Here is a 26,767-nt window from a genome sequence, read left to right on the forward strand (position 1 = left end):
ATTAGACTTTTTCATTGTTATTTAAATATGATATTCAATTTCGTCCACAAAGTCCCATTCATATGGTGTCTCTTGGTATACATAGTAGTTCAACCAGTTGGAGAACAATAAATGTGTATGGGCACGCCATGTATTCATCGGTTCCTTTTCTGGATCATCATTTGGGAAGTAGTTTACTGGAACGTTGATATCAATGCCCTTGGCAACATCGCGACTGTATTCATCAGCCAGTGTTGTCGCATCATATTCTAAATGACCTGTAATCATAATGTTTTTATTATCTTTAGATTGCACGATAAACACACCTGCATCCTCTGAATAGGATAATAAGCGTAAGTCTGGATGATTGCGAACCTCGTCAATCGAGACAGATGTATAGCGAGAATGAGGGGCTGTAAATAAATCACTAAAGCCTCGTACTAAATCCACTGTTAAATCAGTAATCACATGAGAATAAACGCCGGAGCATTTAGCAGAAAGCTCTATTTTTCCAATTCCATAATGATGATATAACGCAGCCTGTGCCCCCCAACATATATGTAGCACGGATGTCACATTCTTTTTAGACCAATCCATAATTTCAGCAATTTCCTGCCAATAGTTAACCTCTTCAAATGGCATTTTTTCTACAGGTGCCCCAGTAATAATCATACCATCATAACGTCGGTGACGAATTTGGTTAAACGTTGTGTAAAATAATTGTAAGTGAGATTTACTGACATTTTTAGATTCATGAGTAGCCGTGTTTAAAAAAGTAATATTGACCTGTAATGGTGTATTTCCTAGTAAACGTAATAATTGTAGCTCCGTTTTTTCTTTTTCGGGCATCAAATTTAAAATTAATATGTTTAATGGACGTATTTGCTGTGTTCTCGCACGATCCTCTTCCATCACGAAGATTTTCTCCTCACGTAAATGCTCCCCAGCAGGTAAATTTTTCGGAATATTAATTGGCATCTAGCATTCCCCTCTCTTTTTTGCTCCTTTTTCTAAAAAAATTAAAAATCCTCCACATTCCATATGAGATAGAATGAGAAGGATTTTTTTCACGTTCACTCTTATCTCTCAAAGGAAAAACCTTTGCTGGAATTAGCACCTTTCTAACATTTGTTAGAGGTTGCTGAAGCGTCATCGGGCCAAATCCCTCTGCTTCTCTTGATAAGATTATTTAATTATTTTGAATTGTAACATGGACTAGTTAGAATATCAATAATTCATAGAATATTTTGTTATTCCCATGCATGTTCTACATTCATTTGATAAACACTAAGCTTGCTGTATATGGTTATTCTACATGAAATTTTATGGTAAACATGCCGCTATTATGTTACCATATATCTTTAGTAATAGAGAGGAACGTGAATACTTTGATTAATATTGAATTTCCAAAACCAGATGTAGTTATTCGCCAACGCGAACAAGATGTAAAACCAGGTGATGTCCCAATTACACCATACTTTGGTTTCATCGACTTCCACAAAATCACACGTGATAAAGGCGGCATTTTCTTATTTTATAATGAAAAGAATGAGTTATTATTTGTCGGCAAAGCACGTAAAATTCGCCAACGCATAAAAAAACATTTTGAAGACAATGTATCTCCGATGAAAAACTATCGTGACGAGGTCTTCAAAATTGAAGTCTATGAAGTAGAAGATCCTATGGAACGTGAAATTTATGAAACGTATGCGATTAATACGTTCCGCTCCAAATACAATGTAGATAAAGTATTTTATTAATATCAATAAAAACCGAAATCTCTTTTTAGGGATTTCGGTTTTTTATTACAGCATGGTAATACGATCTATCGGCATGCTTTTGCCGTTAATATACAGTTCGATAATAGTCACCTCCGCGCTTTTGTTGATGGCATAGACATAGGGTAGAGCTTCTTTCTTTTGCTCGCTTCCTTCCTTGAAATGAATGACTAACCTATTTTCATTAGCTGCTACACTTGCTAGCACATTTCCTTTTGAAAACATGACAAGATAGTACGTCACGTCATCTTCATACAATAACTGAATTCTGTCTGTAGCTATAATATGTTGTTGGATATGGTCAGGAATAATTGTTAGCTCCTGAATCTTAGGAAAAACTGGCAGCGGTGCAGAATCACATCCACCCATCATTAATAAATAAAGTAATACTGGCAACATCCATTTTTTCAAGATGCTCCCCTTCCCTTATAACTACTCTAAGAAAAATGCTTTACGTTCTTTAGCAATCCAGTCCTCCAGTTCATTATCATCGCGTTTTACTAGTCTATTGATAAGAACATCATGCCAAATATAATCCTCTAGTAAATAAATATGCACAGGGTCATTCGTTATAAATGCGGTTTCTTGGTTGGATGGCGAGTGACCATAAATCATTTCTTGACCATCAACCGATAAAATAAACCAATGAGGTGTAGAAGTCTTTCTCGTATAGTGTGTGGCTCTGTGCATGTCTATAGATGCTAGATGTTCCTCGACATATAAAGTGATGCCATGCACCTCCACATGCTGAGATACCTCTTCAATATCCTCACGTAAGGTATCGTACATATCTTCCCACATCGATAGGATGACTTTTGTCTCTGCTTTCTTTAATAAGGTTTGACAATAATTAACGATCGTCTGCTTCCCTTTTAGCATTAATACTTTAGATTCCGCTTCCTGTTCTTTCATTTCTAGTTTTTCTAACTGATCACTAATCGATGTAAAATTTGATTGCCAGCGCTGTTGAATTTGCTGCAAAAACATCTCGACAGGAATAGAAGAATACGTCGTTTGATCCGCCGTTTCCTCTTTCAGTACGAATCCCTTTTCAACAAGACCATTTAATATGTCATAGATTCTAGCTCTTGGAATCCCAGAGTTTTTGCTAACTTGATAGGCACTGACATGACTATTTTGTACGAGTGCTGTATAGGCCTTTGCCTCATATTCTGTCAATCCCAGTTCTTTTAATTGGGCGATTAATTCATCCATATCATCCCTCCATATTTTTATTATAGGCTACTGTTGTGAACATTTGCCAATGAAAAAGTTAGGCTTTACAGCTTTAAATAAATTAGTTACTATTTCAGTAGTAACTAATTAAAATGAGGTGTAAGACATGGTTTTTGATGTGGATGTACATATTCTAATACTTTTAATTTCGTTTGGATTTCTGGCGGCATTTATCGATTCAGTCGTTGGAGGTGGCGGTTTAATTTCCTTACCAGCTCTATTGTTTGTTGGCCTAAATCCAGCCGCCGCTGTGGCAACCAATAAGTTAGCAGGCGCAATGGGCTCACTTACTTCGACCATTTCCTTTTACCGTTCTGGTCAGCTTGAAATTCGATCTGTGCTGAAATATTTCCCTCTCGCCTTCATTGGATCATTATGTGGTGCATGGACTGTTCATTTAATTAACCCAGCTCTACTAAAACCATTAATGCTTATCATGCTGGCAGCTGTTGGGATTTATACAATCTTTAAAAAAGATTGGGGCGCTGTCTCAACGGTAAAAAATCTGTCGAAAACCCACTTATTTTTATTTATGATGCTATTATTTGCTATTGGATTTTATGATGGGTTTCTTGGCCCAGGAACGGGCTCATTTTTAATCTTTAGCTTCTTGCTTGTTGGCTTTGATTTTTTAAAGGCGGCAGGAAATGCGAAATTTTTAAATCTAGCAAGTAATGTGGCAGGTGTTTGTATGTTTGCTTACCTAGGTCAAATCCATTATGTATATGGTTTAGTCATGGGGGTTGCTCAAATTGGAGGGGCTATGCTTGGCTCTCGTATGGCCATTCAAAAAGGAAGCAGCTTTGTCCGGACGCTTTTTATTATTGTGACAATGACACTCCTTGCAAAAAATGCCTACGATTATATGATTCATTAATAAAAAAACAACGCCACAGTCCAAAATTTGCGGCGTTGTTTTACATTATATGAGGAAGTGCTCGTCCTTAAATTTATGACTAGTAGCAAGACTTACGATTACAAAAATAATAAGGGAAGCTACAATTGGAATCGTAACGGTATGCATACCGAAGGCCGTAGGATAGAACCGGTCGATGAAAATATATAAAGCCATACCTGAAATCATGGACGCAATGGCGCCATATTTGTTTGCTTTCCTCCAGTATAATCCGAGAACTACCGTCCAAATAAAGACTGCCTCAAGCCCACCAAATGCAAATAAATTTAACCACACTAATAAATCAGGTGGATGGAGTGCAAAGACGATCACTGCTAAGCCAATCACAGTCGTTACAATAAAGCTTGCGCGTTTAATTTCGGCATCACTTGCCTGTGGCTTCATGTAATTTAGATAGATGTCTTTGACAACCGTAGAGCTTACTAGCATAAGTAATGCATTGACAGTGGACATGGTAGCGGCCATTGGCGCTGCTAAGACAATCCCTGCTAAAAATGGCGGCAGCACCTTCAATGTTAAGAGTGGCATGACTTTATCACCAATGTCGATGCCAGGTAGGACAGGTCGTGCTAACACACCAATTAGATGCATCCCAAACATAATGGTCCCAATAGCAATCGTACCAATAATAATCGCTAAGTGCATACTTTTAGAATCTTTATAACTCATCGCACGCACGGCAATTTGGGGAAGTCCCACCACACCTACACCAATTAATAGCCAAAACGTTGAAACATACAGAGGCGTTAAATCCCCTTCTGCTCCAAATGGAGATACAAAATGGGGATTTTCTGCGACCAGCGAGGACATAATTTTATCGATGCCTCCACCTGCAATAATAGTTCCGATTAATAAAATAACAGTTCCAATGACCATTATCGTACCTTGAACAGTATCTGTTAAAGCAACTGCTCGGAAGCCACCAATGATAACATACACTAATACTGATATCGCAAATATAAACAATGCTGCCGTGTAATGTAAGCCTGTTAAAGACTCGATTAAACGGGCTCCCCCTACCCACTGTGCCATCATCGCTGAAAATAAAAAGACAATGATACTAATAGCAGACAGAATGACAATGACATGGCTTTTATAGCGCTCACGTAAAAAGTCAATGAGCGTAATAGCTTGGTAACGACGAGCAATAATAGCAAATTTCTTCCCTAAAATCATCAGGACAAAATAGCCCGCAGGTAGCTGTGCCATGGCAAGTAGCACCCAGCCAAGTCCTTTCGTATAAGCTACTCCTGGCCCTCCGATAAAGCTGCTCGCACTACCATAGGTAGCTATCATGGTCATCGCTAGAATAAATCCACCCATTTCTCGACCACCAAGGAAATACTCCTGTAGAAACGAGTTAGAGGAGCGAACATGTTTATTGGCCCAGAGTCCAATTCCAAAAATAATAATTAGAAATAATAGCAATGGAAATACAACTTGCCAGTGCATTAGCGCTCCTCCTCCCCATCATCAAATGGAACCTCTTTAAAGAAGAGCTTCATAACGATCCAGACGAGCAGGATCATAAAGCCTGTCCCTGCGATACAGCTATAGAAAAACCAAGCAGGAAAACCCAAAACATACGAATAATTTGCGGGATCCCCTGCACCTAGTCCATATGCAAAGCCAAACCAAATCGCAAAGTTCACAAGGACTAGTCCAATTCCAATAAGTGCCTCTCGATGCGCAATTTTAAAGCGTTGATCTTTCACAAGACAATCCCCCTAACCTACTCTATTTTACTGATATGTTGGTCTGATGGGAAGAGATGTGGACAAATAAGCGTCCTTGACTTTACTACGCTTTAATTGACGATTTTAATTTTCCTATGATTGGAAAGGCATCCTCATAGCCAACAACGGAGCAATTAGGAGTGGCTTATCTATGTTACATAAGCAATTGATAAACAGCTTGTACCAGCGATTGAGCTCCTCCATTTTGGAAAGCGAGATAATTGGTCCCATGTATCAAATGTCTGACCAAAATTAGGTACAATTTGCTGTATACTGAGAAAAAGATGCCTTAAAAAGGGTAAAACTGTATCATCTTCATCGGAAATACTATACCAAGAAAAACGTCGAGATTCGGGTATAGAAATTGAGTGAGGATGGTTGTCTTGCCATATCCTGCTCCACTATGAATAAGTGTGCATGTATGCTGATGACATTTTATTAATGTTCTCATAAGAGTTGCTCGATTAATACAATAATTGGATGGATTTGGAGCTATACATTTAGATTCAATGATAATATCTGTCATGTAAACGATAACCTCCGTTAGTGTAAGGTTACAAAAATTCAGGTTATTAAATGATTGACAGTTTACCATATTTTAATAGTTTTGATGGAGATAAATAAAAAACCCGATTATCAAATCAATGATAATCGGGTTTTAGTTCTGTAATTATAATAATTCTTTACGTAATTCAGCCGCTGATTTTGGTGAAAGCAGACTGAATGGGATATCAAATACTGTTTTCGCCCCTTTATCACCAGCTTGGTTCAGACGGTGTGCTGCGCGTGCATAAGCAACTAAAACACTTGATGTGAAGTTTGGATTACTTTCGAGTTTTAATGAGAATTCAAGAATTTGTTTATCGTTTGCACCACTATCACCACTTCGAATAACAAAACCACCATGTGGCATACCTGTGTGGTTTGCTTTAAACTCTTCTTCAGAGATGAAGTTGACAGTTGTATTATATTCATCGAAGTAGTTAGGCATTGTCACAATTTCTTGTTCAACTTTTGCTGCATCTGCGCCATCTTCCAGCACAACCCAGCATTCACGAGCATGTTTCTCCCGTGTTGTTAGCTCTGGATTTTCACCGTTACGTACACGATCTACTGCTTCTTTAATTGGTAAAGTGTATTGTACAGCATTTTTAACGCCCTCAATACGACGAACTGCATCAGAGTGACCTTGACTTAGACCATCTCCCCAGAACGTATACGTTGTACCAACTGGTAATACAGATTCTCCTAATAGACGATTTAATGAGAATAAACCTGGATCCCAACCAACTGAGATGACAGATACTTTACCAGATTTTTGAGCTGCTCCATCAACCGCATCGAAAAATTCAGGAATTTTCGCATGTGTATCAAAGCTATCAATTGTATTAAACCATTGAGCAAAATGTGGACCTTGCTCTGGTAAATCTGTTGCTGAGCCCCCACATAGAATCATAACATCAATGTCATTTTGGAATTTTTCAGCGTCCTCTACTACATATACGCTAGCATTGCTTGCTACGTTTACTGTTGAAGGGTCTCGACGTGTGAATACTGCTACTAGTTCCATATCTGGATTTTGTGATATAGCATATTCCACACCACGACCTAAATTTCCATAACCTACAATACCTACTCGAATTGCACTCATTAAAATTCCTCCTCACGATTACGTGACTTTGTGAAAACCTTCACGTTAAATCTAACTACAATAATACTTCGTGTTAGAAAAATTCACAATAGTTTGAGTATGAGTTTTTTTGAAAGAATATATATCAGTTTTCTATGATTTTCATCCAATGATGGTATGAATACGGTTACAAATTACTAAATATTCCATGGACCTTTAAGTTTTCGTAAAAGACTTGTAAATGACGGCTATTTTTCGAACCAGTCTTGTACAATAAATGTAACGACAAAAGGGGGCATGTTGAATGAAAAGTACTGGTTACTCATTAAGCACAACAACGGCACAAGGAGAACTACTTACATTTTCTGTAAACCAAAGCAGTGAAACGATACAAACTGTAAGGAAGCCGCTTGAAAGTTTATTACCAAACAAGCATGTAAGTATCGGTGTTCTACCTTTTGACGTTATGGAAAGCACCTTAGACAAATCCATTCAAAAAAACAGGGTTAATGAAGTAGACTTTTATTATAGCGGCAAGGAAATTGCTCGCTGGCTCATTAAAAAAAGTGAATATAACAAATCTATCCATGACTTCTTTATTTGAAGTCTGAACGACGGTTTATATACTCCACCTATTTTTAATTCCCCAACTACTGAATCTCCTGAGCTAATTGTGCGAGACGTTTTTCATCAATAATATGGTAGCCTGTCTTGCGTTTTTCTAAAATTTTCTCCTCACAAAACTGTGCCAATACATATAATAAATGGCGATAGGAAACCCCTAAATACTCACAGATCTCTGTATGCTTTTCCTTATAAACACCTTGATCAGCCGATAATTGAATAAAGGCTGCTAAACGACTTTCAAAAGGATATGCCTGATTTTGTGTATATTTGGAGGTTATTTTTGTGGCCTTTTCCCCTAAAAACACACAAAGTCGTCGTAAAAATAAAGCGTCAGCAAGTAACTTTTCCTTACATGATTGGGTAATGGAGTAACAAATTGTCTTAGATACCGTTTGAATGCCCTTTGTATATCTTGCCTCATTCAGCAATTCAATCTCCCCCATAAAACGTGGTGCCTCTAAATATTCGATGAGTGAAACCTTGCCATTTTTATGCGTCATATAGAGCTTCGCCTTACCCTCAATCATGTAATACAATGTCTCTGGAAAAGAGCCTTCCTGGAAAATCCATTCTCCTTTGTCAAATTCACAAACTTCTAAATAGGGATTAATGTCAAAGGAGAAGAAATCATGAATAGGGTATTTTTCGAGATAATGGGTGCGTGTTTCAGCTGTTAGAATATGCATTTTTTACTCTCTCCTCTGAAAAATATGAGATATCTCACATTATTGTAGCGATGAACGTGCTATTATTCAACATAGTTAAATGGAGGTACGGTATATTTATGAATAATCAACGATGGCTTTCTCAAAATTTCTTTACATTTTTTATTACTTGGGGCATATTCTTACCCTACTGGACAGGCTGGCTTGTGGATGCTAAACATTTGACAGTATCACAAGCAAGCGTTGTAATGGGCTGTGGGTTACTCGCTAGAGCCACGTCTAATCTATTCTTCTTCCCCACGCTCGCTAAATATGTTAACAATAAACGTCTCATTACCATTTTAGCAGTCGGTGCACTTCTGACAGCACTGCTGTACATACCAAGTTCGGGCTTTAGTGCATTATTAGTGGTCACAATTTTGTTTAGTATTTTTTACCCAGCACTGTTACCAGCTGTTGAAAGTAGTGCTGCAACGCTTGTCCAATCTGGCAACATTCATTATGGTAAAAGCCGCTCCTATGGTTCCTTTGGCTTTGTGATTGCCGTATTAATTATAAGTATGCTAACAGGGGTATTCGGTAAAAATATTATCTTTTGGAGCATGATCCTTGGCTTAATCGGCATGCTGCTTATGCAGCTATTCGCTACACCAAAGGAATTGCTTATTGTGCCAACAAAGGAGCAACGTGCTAAATCATTGTCCATGAAAACACTATGGACTATTAAAGGTTTCCCAATTGTTTTATTCATTGTTATTTTATTGCAAGGTGCACATGCCTCCTATTATAGCTATGGTTATATTTATTTAGAAGATTTACAAGTAGATCCATTTTATATGGGCATGATTATTAATATCGCCGTTATTTGCGAAATCCTATACTTTATGAAGGCTGATACTTTATTTACGAAATGGCGTTCTTCTTCATTATTACTGTTAGCAGCTAGCGGGTCTTCTCTACGTTGGTTACTCATATTTATGTTCCCAAATGTTTGGGTATTTATTGCCTCTCAAACATTGCATGCATTCTCCTTTGCTCTGGCACATTTTGCTTTTATTCGTTATCTCACACAAACCCTACCGAAGGAGCAAATTCCAAACGCACAGGGTATATATTCAGCATTAGCGATGGGGTTAAGTACAGCCATCCTGACATTTTTGGGAGGCTATTTATACGAGCTATCGCCTGGTTTATCCTTTGCAGCCATGTTAATTTGTACCGTTCCAGCCATCGCTATAGTGCTCATGACACGACGCAAATATCAATATTAATATGAAACGCAGGTGAGAATTACTTCACCTGCGTTTTTCATTTCGGATAATAGGAAAATCCAGGATATTTCACCACTGGCCACTTTTCCTTTCTTAATGCTTGTATTAGCTCCGGACCAACCTGTAGATTGCTTTGTATCAGCTCAGTTGGTGTTAGTGCCATCCATTGATTTAACGATACATCTTGGAATCGGTCACTTTTAAACATTTCCAAAAACCATAATGGCTCCGTACCTGTATTTTCAATATAGTGACCGGTCGCAAACGGCACATAGCCGACATCTCCTGCGCGATAATCGAATGTTCGAGCAGTTCCATCCCCAGTGAATACCGTCATACGCCCTTTTCCTTGTAAATAATATTGCCATTCATCATTATTCGGATGCCAATGCAGCTCCCGCATTGCACCTGGCTCAATTTCCACTAATGCTGCCGCAATATTTTTGGAGATTGGGAAATTGGTCGAATCAACAATGCGTACACTGCCACCCGGTGTTTTCAATGGTGGCTGAGCCAACAAACGGTGTTTAAAAGTTTGTGGCACCCTACCATAGGGAGATTGAATTCTTTGCGAGTCAATCGATCCTGGTACATTGCCTTGGTAAATATACACCTGTTCACTCGGAATATCATCAAAGGCACGAATTGGAACACCAAAATTCGCTGATAGCACTTCCTTTGGCGTATGAGCAAACCAATCAGAAATGGAAAGCGTATTGAGATCAGAGAAATTCCCATCATCAAATACTAATAAAAATTCACAGCCGTCCGCTAAGCCTTGTATGGAATGCGGTATTCCTGGTGGAAAATACCACAAATCGCCAGGGCCTACATCCGCAATAAAATTACAGCCATTTTGATCGACCGCCGTAATACGTGCATGCCCCAATAACATGTAGGACCACTCTGCCTGCTGATGCCAGTGTAGCTCACGTACGCCACCCGGTGTCAAACTCATATTAACACCAGCCAATGTGGTCGCTATTGGTAATTCACGTACCGTAATTTCGCGAGACCAGCCCCCTTGATTTAAGGTCATATGTGTGTCTGAAAATGAAAATCGTAGGTTCGGAATCAAACCTGCATCTGTTGTTGGGGGCACCAGCATATCGGGATTTTCTAAATCTCTCATTATATCGCGTGGTCCTTTATCTATGCCTCCTGCCCCATCACTACGTATGGGTTGGGGCACCTGAAAATAACCTGACGACAAATTTTCCAATCATTCACCTCTTTATGTTAGAAATCGAACTGAAATGCTATGATTCTCTAAAATGTATGGGTATACAGCTCGGATTATGCCCTTTACATTCACAGGTAATTATGCAATCAATCGTTTCTGTACAACAATTTCAGAGTGTCCCCTTCTTACTTCTTACTCACTTTGCTACCGTTACCAATATCCGTAGCCTCCACTACATAATCATATAAAATTTGTAAACCCTCCTGCATTTCCTCATAGGTTGCATAGGCGTAGGATAAACGAATATGATGCTGATCTTGAGGATCATAAATATAGCCTGGGTTAATTAAGACACGATGCTGTAATAGCTTGACAAAGAAGTCCTTATCGACAACAGGATAATGGAACTTGAGCCAAATGTAAAAGCCTCCCTTTGGCTTATTCCAATCAGCTAACTCTCTAAACTTTTCCTGTAATATTTGTTCTGTAAAATCAGCACGATCCTGTAATTGCTGTCGTAAACGTATAAGATGTTTTTCATATTTCCCTGATTGTAGCCAATGTAGCACAAGTTCTTGTGAAATAGCACTTGAGCCGTAGTCCGTTTGCATTTTAATATCTGCCAATCGTTCGATAACAGTCGTTGGACCGATTAGCCAGCCAATGCGTAACCCAGGACTTAAGGTTTTGGAGACACTCCCAATATATAGAACTTGTCCACTACTATCCATTGCCTTAATGGGTGGTGACGGGTCATCAAAAAGCAATTCATGATAAACATCATCTTCAATTATAGGAATGCGTGCTGCTTGGCAGACCTCATATAGCTGTTTTTTTTCCAAAGATGCCCATACATGGTTAGTTGGATTATGCAATGTAGGAATGGCATAAAACACGGCTTGTTTTTTTCGTTTCCTTTGAGATAGTGTTTGAGCAAGCTGTTCATCTCGCTGTATCCCAATCATTTGCATACCAACCGATTGAAATGGATGAACAGAATTCAAATAGGAGGTTGATTCCTGAAAAACGATGGACCCTTGCTCTAGTAAACCAACGGCAATTAGCTGTAAAGCTTGTAATGCACCAGAGACAATACAAACGTTCTGAGGCTCCGCTTCGATGCCTCGTTTTTGTACATAATCGCAGATAGCTGCCCGGAGTTGATCATTGCCCTGTGGTGATGAGTAGCCTAATGTTTTGGGCTGCAAGGATAGCTCCCTTAGTGAAGCTTCAATTTTCTCTGTTGGTAACAGACTTGGTGCTAGTTCTCCTGTCCCTAATCGAATCACATCATCACGCTGCTCATATTCGTTAATTAATTGGATTGTATGGTAATTTGGTTTATGCAGGCTCGTTTCGATATATTTTTGCCAATTTGGCTGTGTTTGTTGAAGTAATGCATGCCAGGAATTGCGAGTGACATAAACTCCTGATCCTACCTTTGCTTCAAGAATACCGATCGCTTTTAATTCATCTAAAGCCTGTTGAACTGTACTGCGATTTACACCGAATTGCATAGCCAGTTGTCTTTGAGTAGGCAGTTTAGTCCCTGCTGCCCAATCTCCTCGTTCGACTTGGGCAGTAACCCACTGAACAATTTGTTGCTGTAATGTATGGCCACTTTTTCTACTTGGTTGCCAGCCCATGGTTATCGCCTCCATTTAAAATTGGGTGGATAAAAAACCATCCAATTGGTCGTTTTCTTTTAGTGATACCATAGCTAAAATGATGAAGGAAAGGAGGGATTAATCATTGGAAGCATTTCTTCACGGCATCATTTTAGCATTTGGTCTCATTTTGCCATTAGGCGTACAAAATGTTTTTGTTTTCTCTCAAGGTGCTACACAACCAACTATATGGCGAGCGCTGCCAGCTAGTTTGACAGCTGCCATTTGCGATACATTGCTAATATTACTGGCGGTATTTGGTCTGTCAATAATCGTCTTACAATTTGAATGGTTACGCATTACTTTAATGTCGGTTGGTATATTGTTCTTACTTTATATGGGCTATACGATTTGGCGTTCAAGTCCAGTAACTGGCAATAAGAATGAGGCACTTCCCGTAAAAAAACAAATTCTCTTTGCACTTTCTGTATCACTTCTAAATCCACATGCCATTTTAGATACTATTGGGGTGATTGGTACGAGTGCCTTAAAATATAGTGGTACAGAGCAATTCATCTTCACTACAGCATGTGTCCTTATTTCTTGGCTATGGTTTTTTGGCCTTACTGTAACTGGATCCTCTTTCCAAAAGCTTGATAGCTCCGGAAATGTGATGAGAATTTTTAATAGATGCTCAGCGATTTTCATTTGGGCGACAGCTTGTTATCTAGCATTTGGCTTACTGTAACCTACAGAGAAAATGCTCAGGATGAATCCTGAGCATTTCTTTTATAAGGAGATACAAACAGTGAGCTTTTCATCAAATAGCTCTGTTTCTGCCGATCTCACTTCTGTCCATTCTTCGCCATAATGTATGGATTTGACTAGTACATTGGCTTGTAATAACGCTTCATGCTGTTGAATGACGGAAAGTACCTCTTCACTACCGCAAAAGGCGATGGATATATATTGTTCAACAGGCAGCTGCCACTTTTTACGAGAATCTTGGATGAACCGAATTAATTCTCGTATTTGTCCCTCTTGTAGCAAACTCTCGGTTAATTGAACATTCATCAATACACGGCATTTGCTATCTTCAGCTAAAATATAGTCGTCTTTCACAATCGCTTCAGCTATGACATGACTTGATAATAATGTTAGCTGTTGCTCTTCCACTATGATGGGCACTTCCCCATTTTGCTGTAGCTGTTCTTTCTCTTCATCCGTTAACGTCATCATATACGATTTTACTTGATTGACCTGTGAACCAAAAGCAGTACCAGCTGTTTTAAAATTAAGCCTATATTGGACACTTTCATAAGCTGAAAAATCATGCGTCCATATGCAAGCCTTAATGTTTAATTCCTCTTGTATTAACTGGCTATAAGCTTGATAGCCAGTCAGCTCTCCAGACACCTCAACAATAAGCTCACTTAAAGGCTGTTTGACCTTCATTCCTTGACTATTACGTATACTCCTACCCAGCTCTACAACCGTTAAAACCGTAGACATTTCTTGTTCCAGCTGAGGATTCACAAGCTTTTCTTCGTAGATTGGGTAGTCTTCTACATGCACACTCTTGCCTGTTAATTGTCGGTAAATATCTTCGGTGATAAAGGGCGTAAATGGTGCAAGTAATCGGCAAATGTTCGTTAAAACCTCATAAAGGGTACTAAATGCACCTCGTTTATCCGCTGTCAGCCCATGTGCCCAAAATCTTGCACGTGATCGACGAATGTACCAATTGCTTAGTTCTTCCATTAATTGTGCGATTTCTCTTGTAGCATACGTAAATTGAAATTCATCCATAGCTGCCGTCACAAGCTGAATTGTGTGATGCAATCGTGACAATATCCACTGATCTAAAGGTGTTCGTGTACCAGTATTTGTAGCATCATACGTAAATCCATCAATGTTGGCATAGAGCTGATAAAATTTAAATGTATTATCCAATGTATCCACTAGCTTTGATTTGGCATCCACCACAATCTTTTTGGAAAAACGCTTTGGATTCCAAGGAGAGCTATCAACTAAAAATGCCCAACGTAATGCATCTGCCCCATATTGGTCCATTAACTCTACAGGCTCTAATGCATTGCCTTTACTTTTTGACATCTTTTGTCCATGTTCATCCAACACATGCCCTAACGATAACACCTGTTTATAAGCAGGCTTTCCAGTAAATAACGTCGAAACCGCTAATAAGCTATAGAAAAAACCACGTGTTTGGTCGATTCCCTCAATCACAACATCTGCTGGAAACTGATTGTGAAAAGCCTTGACATCTTCAAATGGATAATGTTGCTGTGCAAATGGCATTGAGCCGCTGTCAAACCATACATCCATTACCTCTGGTGTCCGCGTCATATCTCCTTGACATGTAGGACAAGTACAAACAATTTCATCAATAAACGGTTTATGAAGCTCTATTTGCTGATCGACAGCTCCCTTGGCTAATTTTTCTAACGCTGTGATACTATGAGGAGCCTCCTCATGACCGCAATTCTGACAAATCCAGACATTCAACGGCGTACCCCAATAGCGGTTGCGGCTTATATTCCAATCCACTATATTTTCGAGGAAGTTGCCAAATCGCCCATCCTTAATATGACTAGGATACCAAGTCACTTGCTGATTGTTTTGTAATAATTGCTCTTTTAAAGCGGTCATTTTGATAAACCAGCTATCCGTTGCATAGTACAATAATGGAGAATCACAGCGCCAGCAATGCGGGTAGCTATGCTCATATTTTTCTTTACTAAATAAGAGCTCCTTTTTCGCAAGCATTTTTATAATGTCCACATCACAATCTTTTACAAATCGTCCGACAAGCTCTGGCACCTCTTCTGTGTAACAGCCTTTCAGATCCACTACATTGACAAAGGACAAGCCATGCTGTTGAACCGTTTTATAATCGTCCTCCCCATATGCTGGAGCAATATGCACAATCCCTGTACCGCTATTCTCCGTGACATAATCAGCCATCACGACAACATGACCTTGATGAACCGTTACATATGAAAATGGTGGCTGATAAGACACACCAGCAAATTCCTGCCCAGTATGCTCACTTAAAATTTCCACAGCTTCAGTGAAAACCTTAGAAACCAAAGATTTGGCTAAAATAAATACCTGATCCCCTTGCTTTACCCGTACATATTGTAAAGATGGGTTCATCGCCAACGCTACATTGGCGGGTAATGTCCATGGTGTTGTGGTCCAGCCTAAGAAATATTCATCACAATCAGCAAGCTTAAACATAGCTGTGACAGATAAATCTTTCACATCCTTATAGCCCTGAGCTACCTCATGTGAGCTTAAGGATGTTTGACAACTCGGGCAATATGGTGAAACACGATGCCCTTTATATAAAAGCTGTTCCTTATGAACATGACTTAAAATATGCCACACCGATTCTATATAATCATTGCTTAATGTGAGATAGGGATCATCCATATCAAGCCAATAGCCAAGCTGTTCTGTAAAGGAACGCCATTTCTGTTCATAGGTAAAAACACTATTTTTACACGCTTGAATAAAGCGCTCCACTCCATACTTCTCAATCTCCTGCTTCCCTGAGATACCTAAGGCTTTTTCTACTCCTAGTTCTACAGGTAAACCATGTGTATCCCAGCCTGCTTTTCGTTCAACAAAAAAACCTTGCATTGTTTTATAGCGGGCCACTACATCTTTAATCGTTCTTCCAAAGGCATGCCCAACATGTGGTAAACCATTTGCTGTCGGTGGTCCCTCATAAAATACAAAGGGCTGCTGTCCAGCTCGATTTGTGACAGAGGCTAAAAATGTTCCCTCTTGCTCCCACAATGTCCGTATCCGTGTTTCTCGTTCAAGCGTCGTTTCTTTCTTTTGTTCTGTTTGCATTTAATTCCTCCTATACAATTCTATTTTGTATAAAAGGCATACAAAAAACCCCGTCCCAAGAAAGGGACGGGGTTAACCGCGAATACCACCCTAATTCTATTGACGCCAGTCAATAGCACTCAGCAACGTACTATCATACGTGTTCTTTTTAACGGTAGACACCCGGGTTAGCTTACTGTTTTCAGCCAACCTTCTCAGAGAGGATTTTCATGTAACACCTGCACACCGACTTCCACCAAATGTCGGCTCTCTGTAGAACAAAATGAAACATTACTTTTTCTCATCAACGAATTTGTATGCTTTTATTGTCACTCATCTTATCAGATTTACCAATTGTCTGTCAACGGTGGACAATCTTAATTAATCTCATTTAGACAAGTGATAATGCTTCGATGCAAGGTTGCATACTGAGCTTGGTGATTCGTTTGAATAAAAAAGCTCTTTAGCAATGTTTTACTATTAAACCTTACATGATAAAAATACTCTTCGTCCACTTAATCTTTTAATGTGGATAGGATTGATGGAATTTACTGGAATGATCAGACTACCTCATTTTGTGCTAAGCCTCGCTCCAACATCGCAAAAATGGGTACTAACAGCCTTTCATCCTCATCATGAATAAAGATATATTGAGGCTGTAAATAAATGGACCCTAATGCATGTAACATATCAACATAGGCAGTTTTCTTTATTTTAGGATTTTTCACAAGTTCATCGATCGCACCTGATACATGTGCTACACTATGCGCCCATCCCTTGCCAGGTACAAAGCCCTTCCATCCATTTCTTCTTTTACATAAGCCAGTAATTTTGTTTGACCTTCGTCTATCCTGTCCTGCGTTAAAAAATCATCCTCTAAATCTCTTGCTAAAATAAATGCAACCAATAAAGTTGTAAAGGAACTAGTAAAGACCCCATCTGATGCCACTTCCTCAATATCTTTCCATAATAAATGGTTCAAGCAGTAATGCCAGAGGTCTGTCCTATAACGATATCTAACAAATTTTTTTCGAGTATCCATTCATAGAAGCCACTATAAATATAGGTATCTCTTAGCTCACTATCGGTCGAGCCGATATGGGCTAGCATGGACTGTAATAGCTGTTCTTGATTCACTTGTTCCCATGTTGTTTGACGCTGTTTTATTGTGCTTAGCTTATCTTTTAAATCACCTGCCATCAATATATCCTGTATCAATTGTCAAACTCCCCTTTATTCCTTATGGTTATGTTCTCCCGGTAGAGCCCCTCTAACTTCCAACCATTATTAAAACGGACATATGTAAATTCCTTTTGCCAATCATCCGTGTGCAGAATTACCCTGCTACGCCAGGGTAAGGTGGAAGCATATATTTGCCCTCTACGAACCTCAGCTATATCATCGGTTACACCAAGAAGTGTAGAAGGTGCAATTGTATGATACATTAAATATTCTTGACGATCCGGATTAGACTCAATTTCTTCCATTACCTGCCGGTGAAAAGCAATTACCTGCTCATTTGCCTGAAATAGTGAATAAACTAGAGTACCACCGAATAGAACCATGAAGGACGCTACAAGAAGTACATGCTTCTTCTTCAAACCTATGTAAAATGCCCAATTCTTTTCTTTGTTGAATAAATGGATATACATAGCAATACTTATAGGCCACAAAAATAGTAACTGCCAACATAGGACTACCCAAAACACATCTCCAAACGAGACAAAATATCGAATGCCTAAGTAATTAACAATCCATAATGACATCGACCAGCGCCAAGTGGACTCATCCCGGGACCTACTTTTTAAATAAATGAGTAGGAGTGGCAGGCTTAGGAAAAAAGCAGTCCCATTATCCAATAGAGCGAATATCAACTGACCACCTCTTTAATTAGAAAAATATTACAACTATTGTAACTGAAACCAGAAAAGATTAAAAGGTTGGATACAAACAAAAAAAAGCCTGCCATTTGAAACAGACTTAGTTATTGAACATGTTGGTCGATGTGCACATTCATACTGATTTGCCATTCGTCTCGTAATATGGCACTTCCACTCCATCACCATTTTTAAGACATTACTAAAGGGAAGCTTTGCAGAAGTCGCCTGAGCCTACATATTATCGTTAAGATCCGTAAAAGGTGTAATCACCATTTTTTCGTTTGCAGATAACACGATATTAGTAGAGGGTGTACCATAGGGCATGGTCGCATCAATAAATTGCTCTAATGTTTCTACAGAATAGGTTGCTAGCTTGACAATATAGCTAATCTCCCCTGCTACGCGATAACATTCGAGTACATCCGGGTGGCTATTACAAAAAGCAGATAGACTTTTACAATCGATGGATTTAAATAAAATAATCGCTTGAATCGTTCGGTCCATTTTTTTGATGTTTACTTTAGTGTGATACCCTTCAATCACACCTTGTTCCTCGAGCTTTTTGACGCGTTCTATTACAGCCGGAGAAGATAAATGAACAGTAGCGGCTAATTCTTTCATCGAAATTTTAGCATTCTGCTGTAACTGCTGTAAAATGTGAATATCAATTTGATCCACCATTAATCACCTTTCTTAATTAACTTTTATTTATATAATTCCTGTTTTAATAAGGAGATTTATCTAAATTACATTATATAGCTTCTGTTAACGATTAGCTTCTTTAATTACAATAAAAGCATAAAGGAGGCAGAACAAATGAAAAAAATAATGTTACTTTTAGCAAATGGCTTCGAGGCTGTGGAAGCAAGTGTTTTTACAGATGTACTAGGTTGGAATAAATGGGAGGGTGATGGAACAACAGAGGTTGTCACGGTAGGATTACATACACAGCTTCAATGCACATGGAATTTTAAGGTCACTCCTGAAAAATTGCTGCATGAAATTGATTTAGCCGACTTTGATGCCTTGGCTATTCCAGGTGGCTTTGAGGAAGCGGGATTTTATGAGGATGCCTTTAGCGAGGAATTTCAAAGAGTTGTTCGACATTTTAACGATCAGCAAAAACCAATAGCAACGATATGTGTGGCTTCCTTAATATTAGGACATAGCGGTATTCTCCACAATCGTCAGGCGACAACCTACAATCATCCAACTAGTAAACGATTAGCGCAGCTAGCAAGCTTTGGGGCGACAGTTGTCAACGAGCGAATTGTACAAACAGACCATATTATTACTTCCTCCAATCCAGGAACAGGCTTTGATGTAGCCTTTTGTTTACTGGAAACACTGACATCTACCTCAAATACAGCAAGAGTAAAAGACTTAATGGGCTTTCGTTAATTGATAAAAAAGTAGGCTACACCATATATTTGGCGTAGCCTACTTTTTGATTCACGTTTATTTGCTTACTGGTGGTACTGTTTCAGTTGTGCTTAAATCGATTTCCTTCGCATTGTCTAACACATCTTTTGGAATGGTAATAGTCGTCACAGCATTGAAATCATGATATTTGATCGTCATTTGCTGTTTTGTTTTAATGGAATTGCCTTCTACTTTCATACCTAATGTCATATCCATAGCAATTTCTTCTACATCAAATGTTTTTTTATTAATCACCAATTTGTATGTGAGGCTATCAAAAGACATATTGCCTAATTGGCTATCTAAATCAGCATCCATACCTAAATCCATGGCACCAATTTGCTGCTTCACCAACTCTGTAAATTTATCACCAGCACCTTTCAAGGTTAATTCATAACGATTCGCTGTTTCCTTTAAAGTGAAATCCTCAGCAAAGGATTGAAGCATCTCTAATTGCTCCGCTGCATCTGGTTGCATGCCTGTTTGACTTAGAACGTCGTCAAATAATTGTTTCGGGAATTTTACCCAAGCCTTCTGGTCTGCCTCATACATATACATACCATCTTTAGCTGTCATATACATTTTAATGGGTAAATTAATCGCTTCACCACTAGTTGGATCTGTTAGTGACATGGTACCATCTGCAAAGAATTGCATCGGCTCTGTAACAATCTCCATCTTCATATTGCCTTTAGAATCCATTTTCATGGTTTCCTTACCATCGTTTGCTTCTACAGACTGTGAAATCGTCATAGAAGCCTTCATGCTTTTTACCTCTTTTTGCTTAGCTAAAGCCTTAGTAAACACTTCTTCTAGCAATGCTTGATCGTTTACTTCAGGCTTTTCTTCCGTTACCGGCTCCTTATCTTCCCCAGTTGAAGGCTGTTCTAAGCCTAAGGCGTTAACAATAAATGTTGCTAACTGACCACGCGTTACATTTTTATCCACCCCGAATTCTGTTGCCGTCACGCCCTTCGCAATTCCTGCTTCATGCAATGCCGTTACAGCATCTGCAAATGGACTAGTTTGAGGTACATCCGTAAATGGACTTTTTCCTTCTGCTGTTAAGCCTGTTGCCTGTGCCACCATAACCGCCATCTGTCCACGCGTAATCGTCTCATCAGGTCTGAAAGTATCATCCTCATAGCCATTTACAATACCTAAATTAACCAATGTAACAATCGCCTTATAGTATGGACTAGTTGAATCGACATCCTTGAAATTCGGATTTTCAACATCCGTTGTTGTAAGATCGAAAGCCCCTGCAATCATCTTCACTGCTTGTCCGCGTGTTACGTCCAATGTTGGCTTAAAGGTTCCATCAGGAAATCCATTAATTATATCTGCTGCATGTAATGTAGATATACTTTTAAAATGTGCATAATCTTCGCTCACATCTGAAAATGGACTAGCTGCCGATGCAGGTACAACTGCTACAGCCGTCAAGGCCACTGCCGTAGTTGCCACCGTAAAAAACTTTTTATTTTTCTTTGTCATGATAAATCTTCCCCCATTTATGTAAAAATTTAAAGGCTTACATTTTAATAGTATATAAATATTTGGGAAAATGCTATGCATTTGGAAATATTCGAGCTTCTTTGTTCTCTCTATCTGTCACATTTTGTGCTTTATCCATCACTTTTGCCGCTCTATCCATCATTTTAGGAGAAATTCTCTATCTGCCACTTCGGTCGCTCTATCCGTTGCTTTTCCTCCTCTTGATGAGCGCCAAACAAAAAAAGCCGACCTCCTAAGAGATCGGCTTTCTAATGTCATGATTACTCAGCAGCTTTTGCGCGTAGAACCATTTGTAGGATACCACCATGACGGTAGTAGTCTACTTCTACTTCCGAGTCGAAACGAGCTAAAGCTTGGAAAGTTTTAACTGTGCCGTCTTCAGATTTAGCAGTTACTGTTAAGATTTCACGTGGTTTCACGTTATCAGTAATGTTTACAGAGATTTCTTCCTTACCAGTTAAGCCTAATGTTTCAGCAGATTCACCTGGCATGAATTGAAGTGGAAGAACACCCATCATTACTAAGTTAGAACGGTGGATACGCTCGTAAGATTGTGCGATAACAGTTTTCACGCCAAGTAGGAATGTACCTTTCGCAGCCCAGTCACGAGAAGAACCCATACCGTAGTCGTTACCAGCAAGTACGACTAAGCCAGTACCTTGCTCTTGGTATTTCATACATGCGTCATAGATGTACTCTACTTCACCTGTTGGCCAGTAAGTAGTGAAACCACCTTCTGTACCTGGAGCAACTTGGTTACGGATACGGATGTTTGCAAATGTACCACGCATCATTACTTCGTGGTTACCACGACGAGAACCATAAGAGTTAAAGTCACGGATAGCAACACCGTTTTCAATTAAATATTTACCTGCAGGTGTATCTTTACCGATTGCACCAGCTGGAGAAATATGGTCAGTTGTGATTGAGTCACCGAACTTCGCCATAATGCGTAAACCGTCTAAGCCTTTAATAGCTTCTGGTTCTTTCGCAAGACCTTGGAAGAATGGTGGGTTTTGAATGTAAGTTGATTTATCATCAAATGTGTATAGAGACTCAGTTGATGTTTCAATTGCATTCCATTTTTCGTTTGCTGTGAATACAGTTTCGTATTCTTTTTGGAATAGCTCACGGTTAACAACAGTACCTAATACTGCGTTTACTTCTTCAGTTGAAGGCCAGATATCAGCGAAGAATACTTCGTTACCATCTTTGTCTTTACCAAATGAATCTTTTTGTAGATCGATATCCACTGTACCAGCAAGTGCATAAGCAACAACAAGTGGTGGAGAAGCTAAGTAGTTAGCTTTTACAAGTGGGTGTACACGACCTTCGAAGTTACGGTTACCAGAAAGAACAGATGTTACGAATAAGTCTTTTGCTTTAATAGCATCTTCGATTTCTGGTAATAATGGACCTGAGTTACCGATACATGTTGTACAGCCGTAACCTACAGTGTTGAAGCCGATTTGGTCAAGGTATGTTTGTAAACCTGAATCTTCAAGGTAACCAGTTACAACTTTAGAACCTGGTGCTAAAGAAGTTTTTACCCATTTAGGTACTGTAAGACCTTTTTCTACAGCTTTTTTCGCAACTAATCCAGCAGCAATTAATACGTATGGGTTAGATGTATTTGTACAAGAAGTGATCGCAGCAATTGCAACAGCACCTGTTGGAATTTCTACATCGCCTTCAGCAAATTTAGCTACAGAAGTTTTTGCGAATTCGTCTTCAGTTAAACCGAAACCTTGTGTACCTTGTGGTGCCACTACTGCTTCTTTGTAACGAGAACGCATTTGAGATAGTGGAATTAAGTCTTGTGGACGTTTAGGACCAGAAAGGTTTGGTTCGATATCAGCTAAGTTTACTTCTAACACGTCAGTGTAAACTGGCTCTAAAGATGGATCGAAGAACATGTGGTTTGCTTTTAAGTAAGCTTCAACAACCGCGATGTGCTCTTCGTCACGACCTGTTAAACGCATGTAGTTTAATGATTCTTCGTCAATTGCGAAGTAACCACATGTAGCACCATATTCAGGAGCCATGTTTGAGATTGTCGCACGGTCAGCTAGTGGTAATTTAGATACGCCAGGTCCGAAGAACTCAACGAATTTACCAACTACGCCACGTTGACGTAATACTTGTGTTACTTTTAATGCTAAGTCAGTAGCAGTAGTTCCGTTAGGTAGATCGCCCACTAATTTAACACCGATAACTTCTGGGATTGGGAAGTATGAAGGCTGACCAAGCATACCTGCTTCAGCTTCGATACCACCTACGCCCCATCCAAGAACGCCGATACCGTTGATCATTGTTGTATGAGAGTCAGTACCTACTACTGAATCTGGGAATGTTTCGAATGTGCCATCAGCATTTTCGTTTACGTGTACAACAGGAGCTAAGTACTCTAAGTTTACTTGGTGAACGATACCTGTTGCTGGTGGTACAGCACGGAAGTTATTGTAAGCAGTTTGAGCCCATTTTAAGAAGTTATAACGCTCAGCATTACGTTCAAATTCTAGGTCCATATTTGCTTGTAATGCAGATGCATTACCATATTTGTCAACTTGTACTGAGTGGTCAATTACAAGGTCAACTGGAATAGCAGGGTTGATTTTGCTTGGGTCGCCGCCCATTTCCTTCATTGCTGAACGAAGAGATGCAAGGTCAACAACTACTGGTACACCAGTAAAGTCTTGTAATACAACGCGAGAAGGTTTGAATGGTACTTCTGCTTCTGGATCAGCACCATTGCCCCATTTTGCTAATTCGTTTACGTGCTCTTCTTTAATTACATATGCATCATATTGACGTAAAACAGATTCTAATAATACTTTAATTGAGTAAGGAAGGTTTGAAACTTTTGCAACGCCAGCTTTTTCAATCGCAGCTAAGTCATAGTAATTGTAAGTTTTACCATTCACTTCGAATGATGCACGGCTGTTGTGTAAATTACCTTGTGCCATTTGCGGATCCCCCTAAATATATCTTTTTGAAAAGGCTTTATAAAAGTGTAGCATCTTTTCTCCAATACCCATGATAACGTATTTATATTCATAAGTAAATTACATTAATATTATCTTTTTTGATAAGCATTACTTATGACCTTGGTTTCTACCCTGATGCTTTTATTTTTGATGTACATAATAAAAAGGGTTTGTATTTATGAGGGATTCTATACTATCTAACTAAGTGTATTTAAATGTATTTAACTGGGTACTTTGTGGGGCACTTGCTGGGTTTTTTTTAAAAAAGGTACCCCCATTAGTAAAATGAAAATGTAAAAAAGTTTAGACTGTACTATTTTATATAATATAGAAGAAAAAATTTAAAGTGCTTAAAGTTAATATTATTTCTTTGCCACATCCTGTGGCACTTTTTATGTACTGATAACATCCCACAATATCGATACAATTTTATTATCTTCACCTGCTATAGCAACCTATTTGACTGAACCAAATGGAAGTGGACGATTTTCACGTGATAACCACTTTTATGTTGATTATAACGAAGCTGTCAATTGGTACATTGATATCATACCGCATATAAAAATAACCCAATCAGTAACCAACCATAAACTGCAGGCGCTCTTGAATCATCTTTTTTAACACATGAAACTCGTTTTCAAACAGGACAATGGCGTTCAAGACCTCTAGGTTTTGCAGACTATTAGTTTCAATTAGCTCATTATTAGAAGTAAGACGGCTACCTCTTTATTAACTTCTATTAGCTTTTTTGTGACGCTACAACACATGTATAAATATTTGCGTATAGGTGCTTTTTAAAACTCTAAATTTTCTATATAACTATTATTGGATTTTACCAATTTAATGATTATTAGATAATTTCACTGCTTTACCAGTGATTTTAAGTTACTTTCACTAATACTTCCAAATGTAGTAATTCTCCCTTCTTCAAAAGTAGGGATTTCATTAAAAGTTACTATTTCAGACTCTTCTAATACAACTTCTGCACCTTCTGCTATAAACATTCTAAGTTGTTCCAAAGGTAATATTTCTAAATCTTCATTTTCTAACCCTACTTCATTTAATAGAATTTCTTCTTCTTGTGTTAAACCTTCTGACGCAAAAGCATTACTTGTACCGAGAGTAACAAATAAAAATAATCCGAAAAGTTAAATGCAAATTTTTTAATTTATGCCATTATTCTTCCATATTTAGAATTAATATCAAATTACGGTATAATGAAAACGTAAAGTATATAGACAAAAATACCTAAATGAGGTGGTTAAATTGAAAAAAATAATTTTGTTTTTAGTATTAATTGTCGTAGTATTGATTTCATATTTATTAATTAATAATGATGACCAAGAAAAAAAATTACATTTAATTGGAGAACTCAAACTTGAATCTGAAAATACTCCAATAAATAAATTTAATTTTTCAGTTACATCTGCTGAAACAGAACCAATTACAATTATATTTAGTAAAATAAATGATATAAGTCTCTCGTTACAAAGAACAGAAGGAAGCATGGAATATATCCTGCCTGAATCATTGATATATGATATTCCTAAACGAAAAATAGGCGATAAAATAATATTAAAGCCTAATGAAGCACTAGAGTATCCTATAGCAGTAGATACAAAAAAACTAACTCCAGGAAAATATGAATTAGTTGTCAAATTCTCTGCTGAAAATGTTGAAATAATTAAACAAACTATTGATATAGTCATTGAGTAAGAGTTTTTTCATTGGGAAGAAGTGAATAAGTATTTACATCAAAAGAGGGACGGTTAACTGTCCCTTTTTTTGATGTAAATACTCCCTAACTTCAAAAATCGGAATTTTATGTCTATTAAGCAGGGCAATAGTATGGCTACCCATGTAACAGGATTTTTATCTTTTTTTAGCGATATCCCTATTATTTCGTTCTCCATATAGTTCTACTTTGTCATATATACCATGTATACCGTTCCAACCCAAGTGCGAAGTGCTTTTCGAGTGTATGGAAGTACACTCTTAATTCTCGTTGTAATTGGCTCTTTTCACGCAGCTAAGATGACCCTTAGTAATTCTGATTCAAAAAAGTAAACTAGTTTAAACTAATTTACTTTTCCTAATAAATTGCATGGATTTATCATATCTCCCGCAAACATGGGGTTCCATCAGATTTATATGGATTTACAACGTTAAGAAATATACACAATTTTATGCAAAGTGAAGAACAAACCAAACAAGTAAAAATACTGTTACACCCATTTTTACGTTACCTGTATAAAAAGGTGCAAGAACTTGCCTATTCGCCGTTTGCCACTACTTTCTATGTTGAAATATTCAGTATTTATATTATGCACTACATGAATAAATCTACATTTTCAAACATTACCCAATTATGTTATCCTTTTATAAGTTAATGACCCAAATATTAGGAGTTTATATGCAATGAAAACACAGTATTCTATAATTAAACATATCATATTTATTTCAGCTGCCCT

General features: G+C 38.3%; 23 protein-coding genes, 1 pseudogene, 1 riboswitch and 1 other annotated feature. Of the genes and pseudogenes, 7 read left to right on the forward strand and 17 right to left on the reverse strand.

Annotation, left to right across the window (positions count from 1 at the left end; genetic code table 11):
- Positions 1-21: 21 nt before the first annotated feature.
- Positions 22-957: a homoserine O-acetyltransferase MetA gene (gene metA, locus ACE1MS_RS12045; protein ID WP_012294631.1), complete on the reverse strand. Its 936-nt coding sequence runs from the start codon at positions 955-957 to the stop codon at positions 22-24.
- 98 nt (positions 958-1,055) lie between these two features.
- Positions 1,056-1,165: riboswitch (SAM riboswitch) on the reverse strand.
- Positions 1,166-1,367: 202 nt separating this feature from the next.
- Here metA and ACE1MS_RS12050 point away from each other — a divergent pair.
- Positions 1,368-1,739, forward strand: a complete 372-nt coding sequence (locus tag ACE1MS_RS12050; RefSeq protein WP_025116318.1) for a nucleotide excision repair endonuclease — start codon at positions 1,368-1,370, stop codon at positions 1,737-1,739.
- A gap of 45 nt (positions 1,740-1,784) precedes the next feature.
- Here the strand turns inward: ACE1MS_RS12050 and ACE1MS_RS12055 are convergent, their stop codons facing one another.
- Complete coding sequence (locus ACE1MS_RS12055; protein WP_447402362.1) at positions 1,785-2,168, reverse strand: hypothetical protein; 384 nt, start codon at positions 2,166-2,168, stop codon at positions 1,785-1,787.
- Between the two features lie 21 nt (positions 2,169-2,189).
- Positions 2,190-2,972 carry a TrmB family transcriptional regulator gene (locus ACE1MS_RS12060; protein ID WP_012294634.1) on the reverse strand — a complete coding sequence of 261 codons (783 nt, stop codon included), beginning with the start codon at positions 2,970-2,972 and terminating at the stop codon, positions 2,190-2,192.
- Positions 2,973-3,099: 127 nt separating this feature from the next.
- On the opposite strand from ACE1MS_RS12060, the gene ACE1MS_RS12065 reads away from it, so the two are divergent.
- Positions 3,100-3,870: a TSUP family transporter gene (locus tag ACE1MS_RS12065; protein ID WP_447402363.1), complete on the forward strand. Its 771-nt coding sequence runs from the start codon at positions 3,100-3,102 to the stop codon at positions 3,868-3,870.
- A gap of 45 nt (positions 3,871-3,915) precedes the next feature.
- Here the strand turns inward: ACE1MS_RS12065 and panF are convergent, their stop codons facing one another.
- The 3 genes from panF to ACE1MS_RS12080 form a co-directional block, all read right to left on the reverse strand.
- On the reverse strand, positions 3,916-5,361 hold the full coding sequence (panF, locus tag ACE1MS_RS12070) for a sodium/pantothenate symporter (protein ID WP_036161783.1): 1,446 nt from the start codon (positions 5,359-5,361) through the stop codon (positions 3,916-3,918).
- On the reverse strand, positions 5,361-5,624 hold the full coding sequence (locus ACE1MS_RS12075; protein WP_012294636.1) for a YhdT family protein: 264 nt from the start codon (positions 5,622-5,624) through the stop codon (positions 5,361-5,363). The genes panF and ACE1MS_RS12075 overlap by 1 nt, the downstream gene beginning before the upstream one ends.
- Before the next feature lie 691 nt (positions 5,625-6,315).
- Entirely contained in the window at positions 6,316-7,296 is a 981-nt protein-coding gene (locus tag ACE1MS_RS12080) for a diaminopimelate dehydrogenase (protein ID WP_012294638.1), read from the reverse strand.
- A gap of 283 nt (positions 7,297-7,579) precedes the next feature.
- Here ACE1MS_RS12080 and ACE1MS_RS12085 point away from each other — a divergent pair, with 283 nt between their 5' ends.
- Positions 7,580-7,879, forward strand: a complete 300-nt coding sequence (locus ACE1MS_RS12085; RefSeq protein ID WP_036163751.1) for a hypothetical protein — start codon at positions 7,580-7,582, stop codon at positions 7,877-7,879.
- A gap of 46 nt (positions 7,880-7,925) precedes the next feature.
- On the opposite strand, the gene yeiL is transcribed toward ACE1MS_RS12085, so the two are convergent.
- Positions 7,926-8,588, reverse strand: coding sequence for a transcriptional regulator YeiL (yeiL, locus tag ACE1MS_RS12090; RefSeq protein WP_031416058.1), 663 nt, complete (start codon positions 8,586-8,588; stop codon positions 7,926-7,928).
- 98 nt (positions 8,589-8,686) lie between these two features.
- Here yeiL and ACE1MS_RS12095 point away from each other — a divergent pair, with 98 nt between their 5' ends.
- Complete coding sequence (locus ACE1MS_RS12095) at positions 8,687-9,838, forward strand: MFS transporter (RefSeq protein ID WP_036161791.1); 1,152 nt, start codon at positions 8,687-8,689, stop codon at positions 9,836-9,838.
- A 37-nt stretch (positions 9,839-9,875) separates the two neighbouring features.
- Here ACE1MS_RS12095 and ACE1MS_RS12100 read toward each other — a convergent pair whose 3' ends face one another.
- Both ACE1MS_RS12100 and ACE1MS_RS12105 read right to left on the reverse strand, forming a co-directional pair.
- On the reverse strand, positions 9,876-11,060 hold the full coding sequence (locus ACE1MS_RS12100; RefSeq protein ID WP_447402364.1) for an oxalate decarboxylase family bicupin: 1,185 nt from the start codon (positions 11,058-11,060) through the stop codon (positions 9,876-9,878).
- Between the two features lie 146 nt (positions 11,061-11,206).
- Complete coding sequence (locus ACE1MS_RS12105; protein ID WP_447402365.1) at positions 11,207-12,667, reverse strand: aminotransferase-like domain-containing protein; 1,461 nt, start codon at positions 12,665-12,667, stop codon at positions 11,207-11,209.
- Positions 12,668-12,773: 106 nt separating this feature from the next.
- On the opposite strand from ACE1MS_RS12105, the gene ACE1MS_RS12110 reads away from it, so the two are divergent.
- Positions 12,774-13,376, forward strand: a complete 603-nt coding sequence (locus ACE1MS_RS12110) for a LysE/ArgO family amino acid transporter (protein ID WP_447402366.1) — start codon at positions 12,774-12,776, stop codon at positions 13,374-13,376.
- A 41-nt stretch (positions 13,377-13,417) separates the two neighbouring features.
- Here ACE1MS_RS12110 and ileS read toward each other — a convergent pair whose 3' ends face one another.
- From ileS to ACE1MS_RS12135, 5 genes and pseudogenes are all read right to left on the reverse strand, one after another.
- Positions 13,418-16,510 (reverse strand): isoleucine--tRNA ligase, encoded by a 3,093-nt coding sequence (ileS, locus tag ACE1MS_RS12115; protein WP_447402367.1) that lies wholly within the window; start codon positions 16,508-16,510, stop codon positions 13,418-13,420.
- A 59-nt stretch (positions 16,511-16,569) separates the two neighbouring features.
- Positions 16,570-16,806: a binding site (T-box leader), on the reverse strand.
- 243 nt (positions 16,807-17,049) lie between these two features.
- Positions 17,050-17,531: pseudogene (locus ACE1MS_RS12120) on the reverse strand (DUF2785 domain-containing protein).
- Complete coding sequence (locus ACE1MS_RS12125; protein WP_227256849.1) at positions 17,468-17,707, reverse strand: hypothetical protein; 240 nt, start codon at positions 17,705-17,707, stop codon at positions 17,468-17,470. Before ACE1MS_RS12125 ends, ACE1MS_RS12120 begins: the two are co-directional and overlap by 64 nt.
- Positions 17,704-18,255, reverse strand: coding sequence for a hypothetical protein (locus ACE1MS_RS12130; protein ID WP_447402368.1), 552 nt, complete (start codon positions 18,253-18,255; stop codon positions 17,704-17,706). The genes ACE1MS_RS12125 and ACE1MS_RS12130 overlap by 4 nt, the downstream gene beginning before the upstream one ends.
- A 345-nt stretch (positions 18,256-18,600) precedes the next feature.
- Positions 18,601-19,047 carry an Lrp/AsnC family transcriptional regulator gene (locus ACE1MS_RS12135; RefSeq protein ID WP_031416066.1) on the reverse strand — a complete coding sequence of 149 codons (447 nt, stop codon included), beginning with the start codon at positions 19,045-19,047 and terminating at the stop codon, positions 18,601-18,603.
- A 138-nt stretch (positions 19,048-19,185) separates the two neighbouring features.
- Between ACE1MS_RS12135 and ACE1MS_RS12140 the strand changes: the two genes are divergently transcribed.
- Complete coding sequence (locus ACE1MS_RS12140; RefSeq protein ID WP_447402369.1) at positions 19,186-19,770, forward strand: DJ-1/PfpI family protein; 585 nt, start codon at positions 19,186-19,188, stop codon at positions 19,768-19,770.
- A 57-nt stretch (positions 19,771-19,827) separates the two neighbouring features.
- Here ACE1MS_RS12140 and ACE1MS_RS12145 read toward each other — a convergent pair whose 3' ends face one another.
- The 3 genes from ACE1MS_RS12145 to ACE1MS_RS12155 all read right to left on the reverse strand — a co-directional run bounded on the left by ACE1MS_RS12145 (position 19,828) and on the right by ACE1MS_RS12155 (position 25,300).
- Positions 19,828-21,288, reverse strand: a complete 1,461-nt coding sequence (locus ACE1MS_RS12145; protein ID WP_447402370.1) for a DUF6612 family protein — start codon at positions 21,286-21,288, stop codon at positions 19,828-19,830.
- 281 nt (positions 21,289-21,569) lie between these two features.
- The gene (acnA, locus tag ACE1MS_RS12150; RefSeq protein ID WP_099805897.1) at positions 21,570-24,275 is read right to left on the reverse strand and encodes an aconitate hydratase AcnA; all 2,706 of its coding nucleotides are present in this window, start codon (positions 24,273-24,275) and stop codon (positions 21,570-21,572) included.
- A gap of 881 nt (positions 24,276-25,156) precedes the next feature.
- On the reverse strand, positions 25,157-25,300 hold the full coding sequence (locus tag ACE1MS_RS12155; RefSeq protein ID WP_447402371.1) for a hypothetical protein: 144 nt from the start codon (positions 25,298-25,300) through the stop codon (positions 25,157-25,159).
- A gap of 262 nt (positions 25,301-25,562) precedes the next feature.
- Between ACE1MS_RS12155 and ACE1MS_RS12160 the strand changes: the two genes are divergently transcribed.
- Positions 25,563-26,012, forward strand: a complete 450-nt coding sequence (locus ACE1MS_RS12160) for a hypothetical protein (RefSeq protein ID WP_099805899.1) — start codon at positions 25,563-25,565, stop codon at positions 26,010-26,012.
- Positions 26,013-26,767 lie beyond the last annotated feature (755 nt).

The organism is Lysinibacillus sp. fkY74-1 (genome assembly GCF_053165895.1).

Bases quoted from the DNA above. Each gene is read 5' to 3' on its own strand.
- ACE1MS_RS12155 (WP_447402371.1), bottom strand. From the start codon at position 25,300: ATGTTTATAGCAGAAGGTGCAGAAGTTGTATTAGAAGAGTCTGAAATA.
- ACE1MS_RS12145 (WP_447402370.1), bottom strand. From the start codon at position 21,288: ATGACAAAGAAAAATAAAAAGTTTTTTACGGTGGCAACTACGGCAGTG.
- ACE1MS_RS12085 (WP_036163751.1), top strand. From the start codon at position 7,580: ATGAAAAGTACTGGTTACTCATTAAGCACAACAACGGCACAAGGAGAA.
- yeiL (WP_031416058.1), bottom strand. From the start codon at position 8,588: ATGCATATTCTAACAGCTGAAACACGCACCCATTATCTCGAAAAATAC.
- metA (WP_012294631.1), bottom strand. From the start codon at position 957: ATGCCAATTAATATTCCGAAAAATTTACCTGCTGGGGAGCATTTACGT.
- ACE1MS_RS12060 (WP_012294634.1), bottom strand. From the start codon at position 2,972: ATGGATGAATTAATCGCCCAATTAAAAGAACTGGGATTGACAGAATAT.
- ACE1MS_RS12130 (WP_447402368.1), bottom strand. From the start codon at position 18,255: ATGTCATTATGGATTGTTAATTACTTAGGCATTCGATATTTTGTCTCG.
- acnA (WP_099805897.1), bottom strand. From the start codon at position 24,275: ATGGCACAAGGTAATTTACACAACAGCCGTGCATCATTCGAAGTGAAT.
- ACE1MS_RS12140 (WP_447402369.1), top strand. From the start codon at position 19,186: ATGAAAAAAATAATGTTACTTTTAGCAAATGGCTTCGAGGCTGTGGAA.
- ACE1MS_RS12080 (WP_012294638.1), bottom strand. From the start codon at position 7,296: ATGAGTGCAATTCGAGTAGGTATTGTAGGTTATGGAAATTTAGGTCGT.
- panF (WP_036161783.1), bottom strand. From the start codon at position 5,361: ATGCACTGGCAAGTTGTATTTCCATTGCTATTATTTCTAATTATTATT.
- ACE1MS_RS12095 (WP_036161791.1), top strand. From the start codon at position 8,687: ATGAATAATCAACGATGGCTTTCTCAAAATTTCTTTACATTTTTTATT.
- ACE1MS_RS12065 (WP_447402363.1), top strand. From the start codon at position 3,100: ATGGTTTTTGATGTGGATGTACATATTCTAATACTTTTAATTTCGTTT.
- ACE1MS_RS12105 (WP_447402365.1), bottom strand. From the start codon at position 12,667: ATGGGCTGGCAACCAAGTAGAAAAAGTGGCCATACATTACAGCAACAA.
- ileS (WP_447402367.1), bottom strand. From the start codon at position 16,510: ATGCAAACAGAACAAAAGAAAGAAACGACGCTTGAACGAGAAACACGG.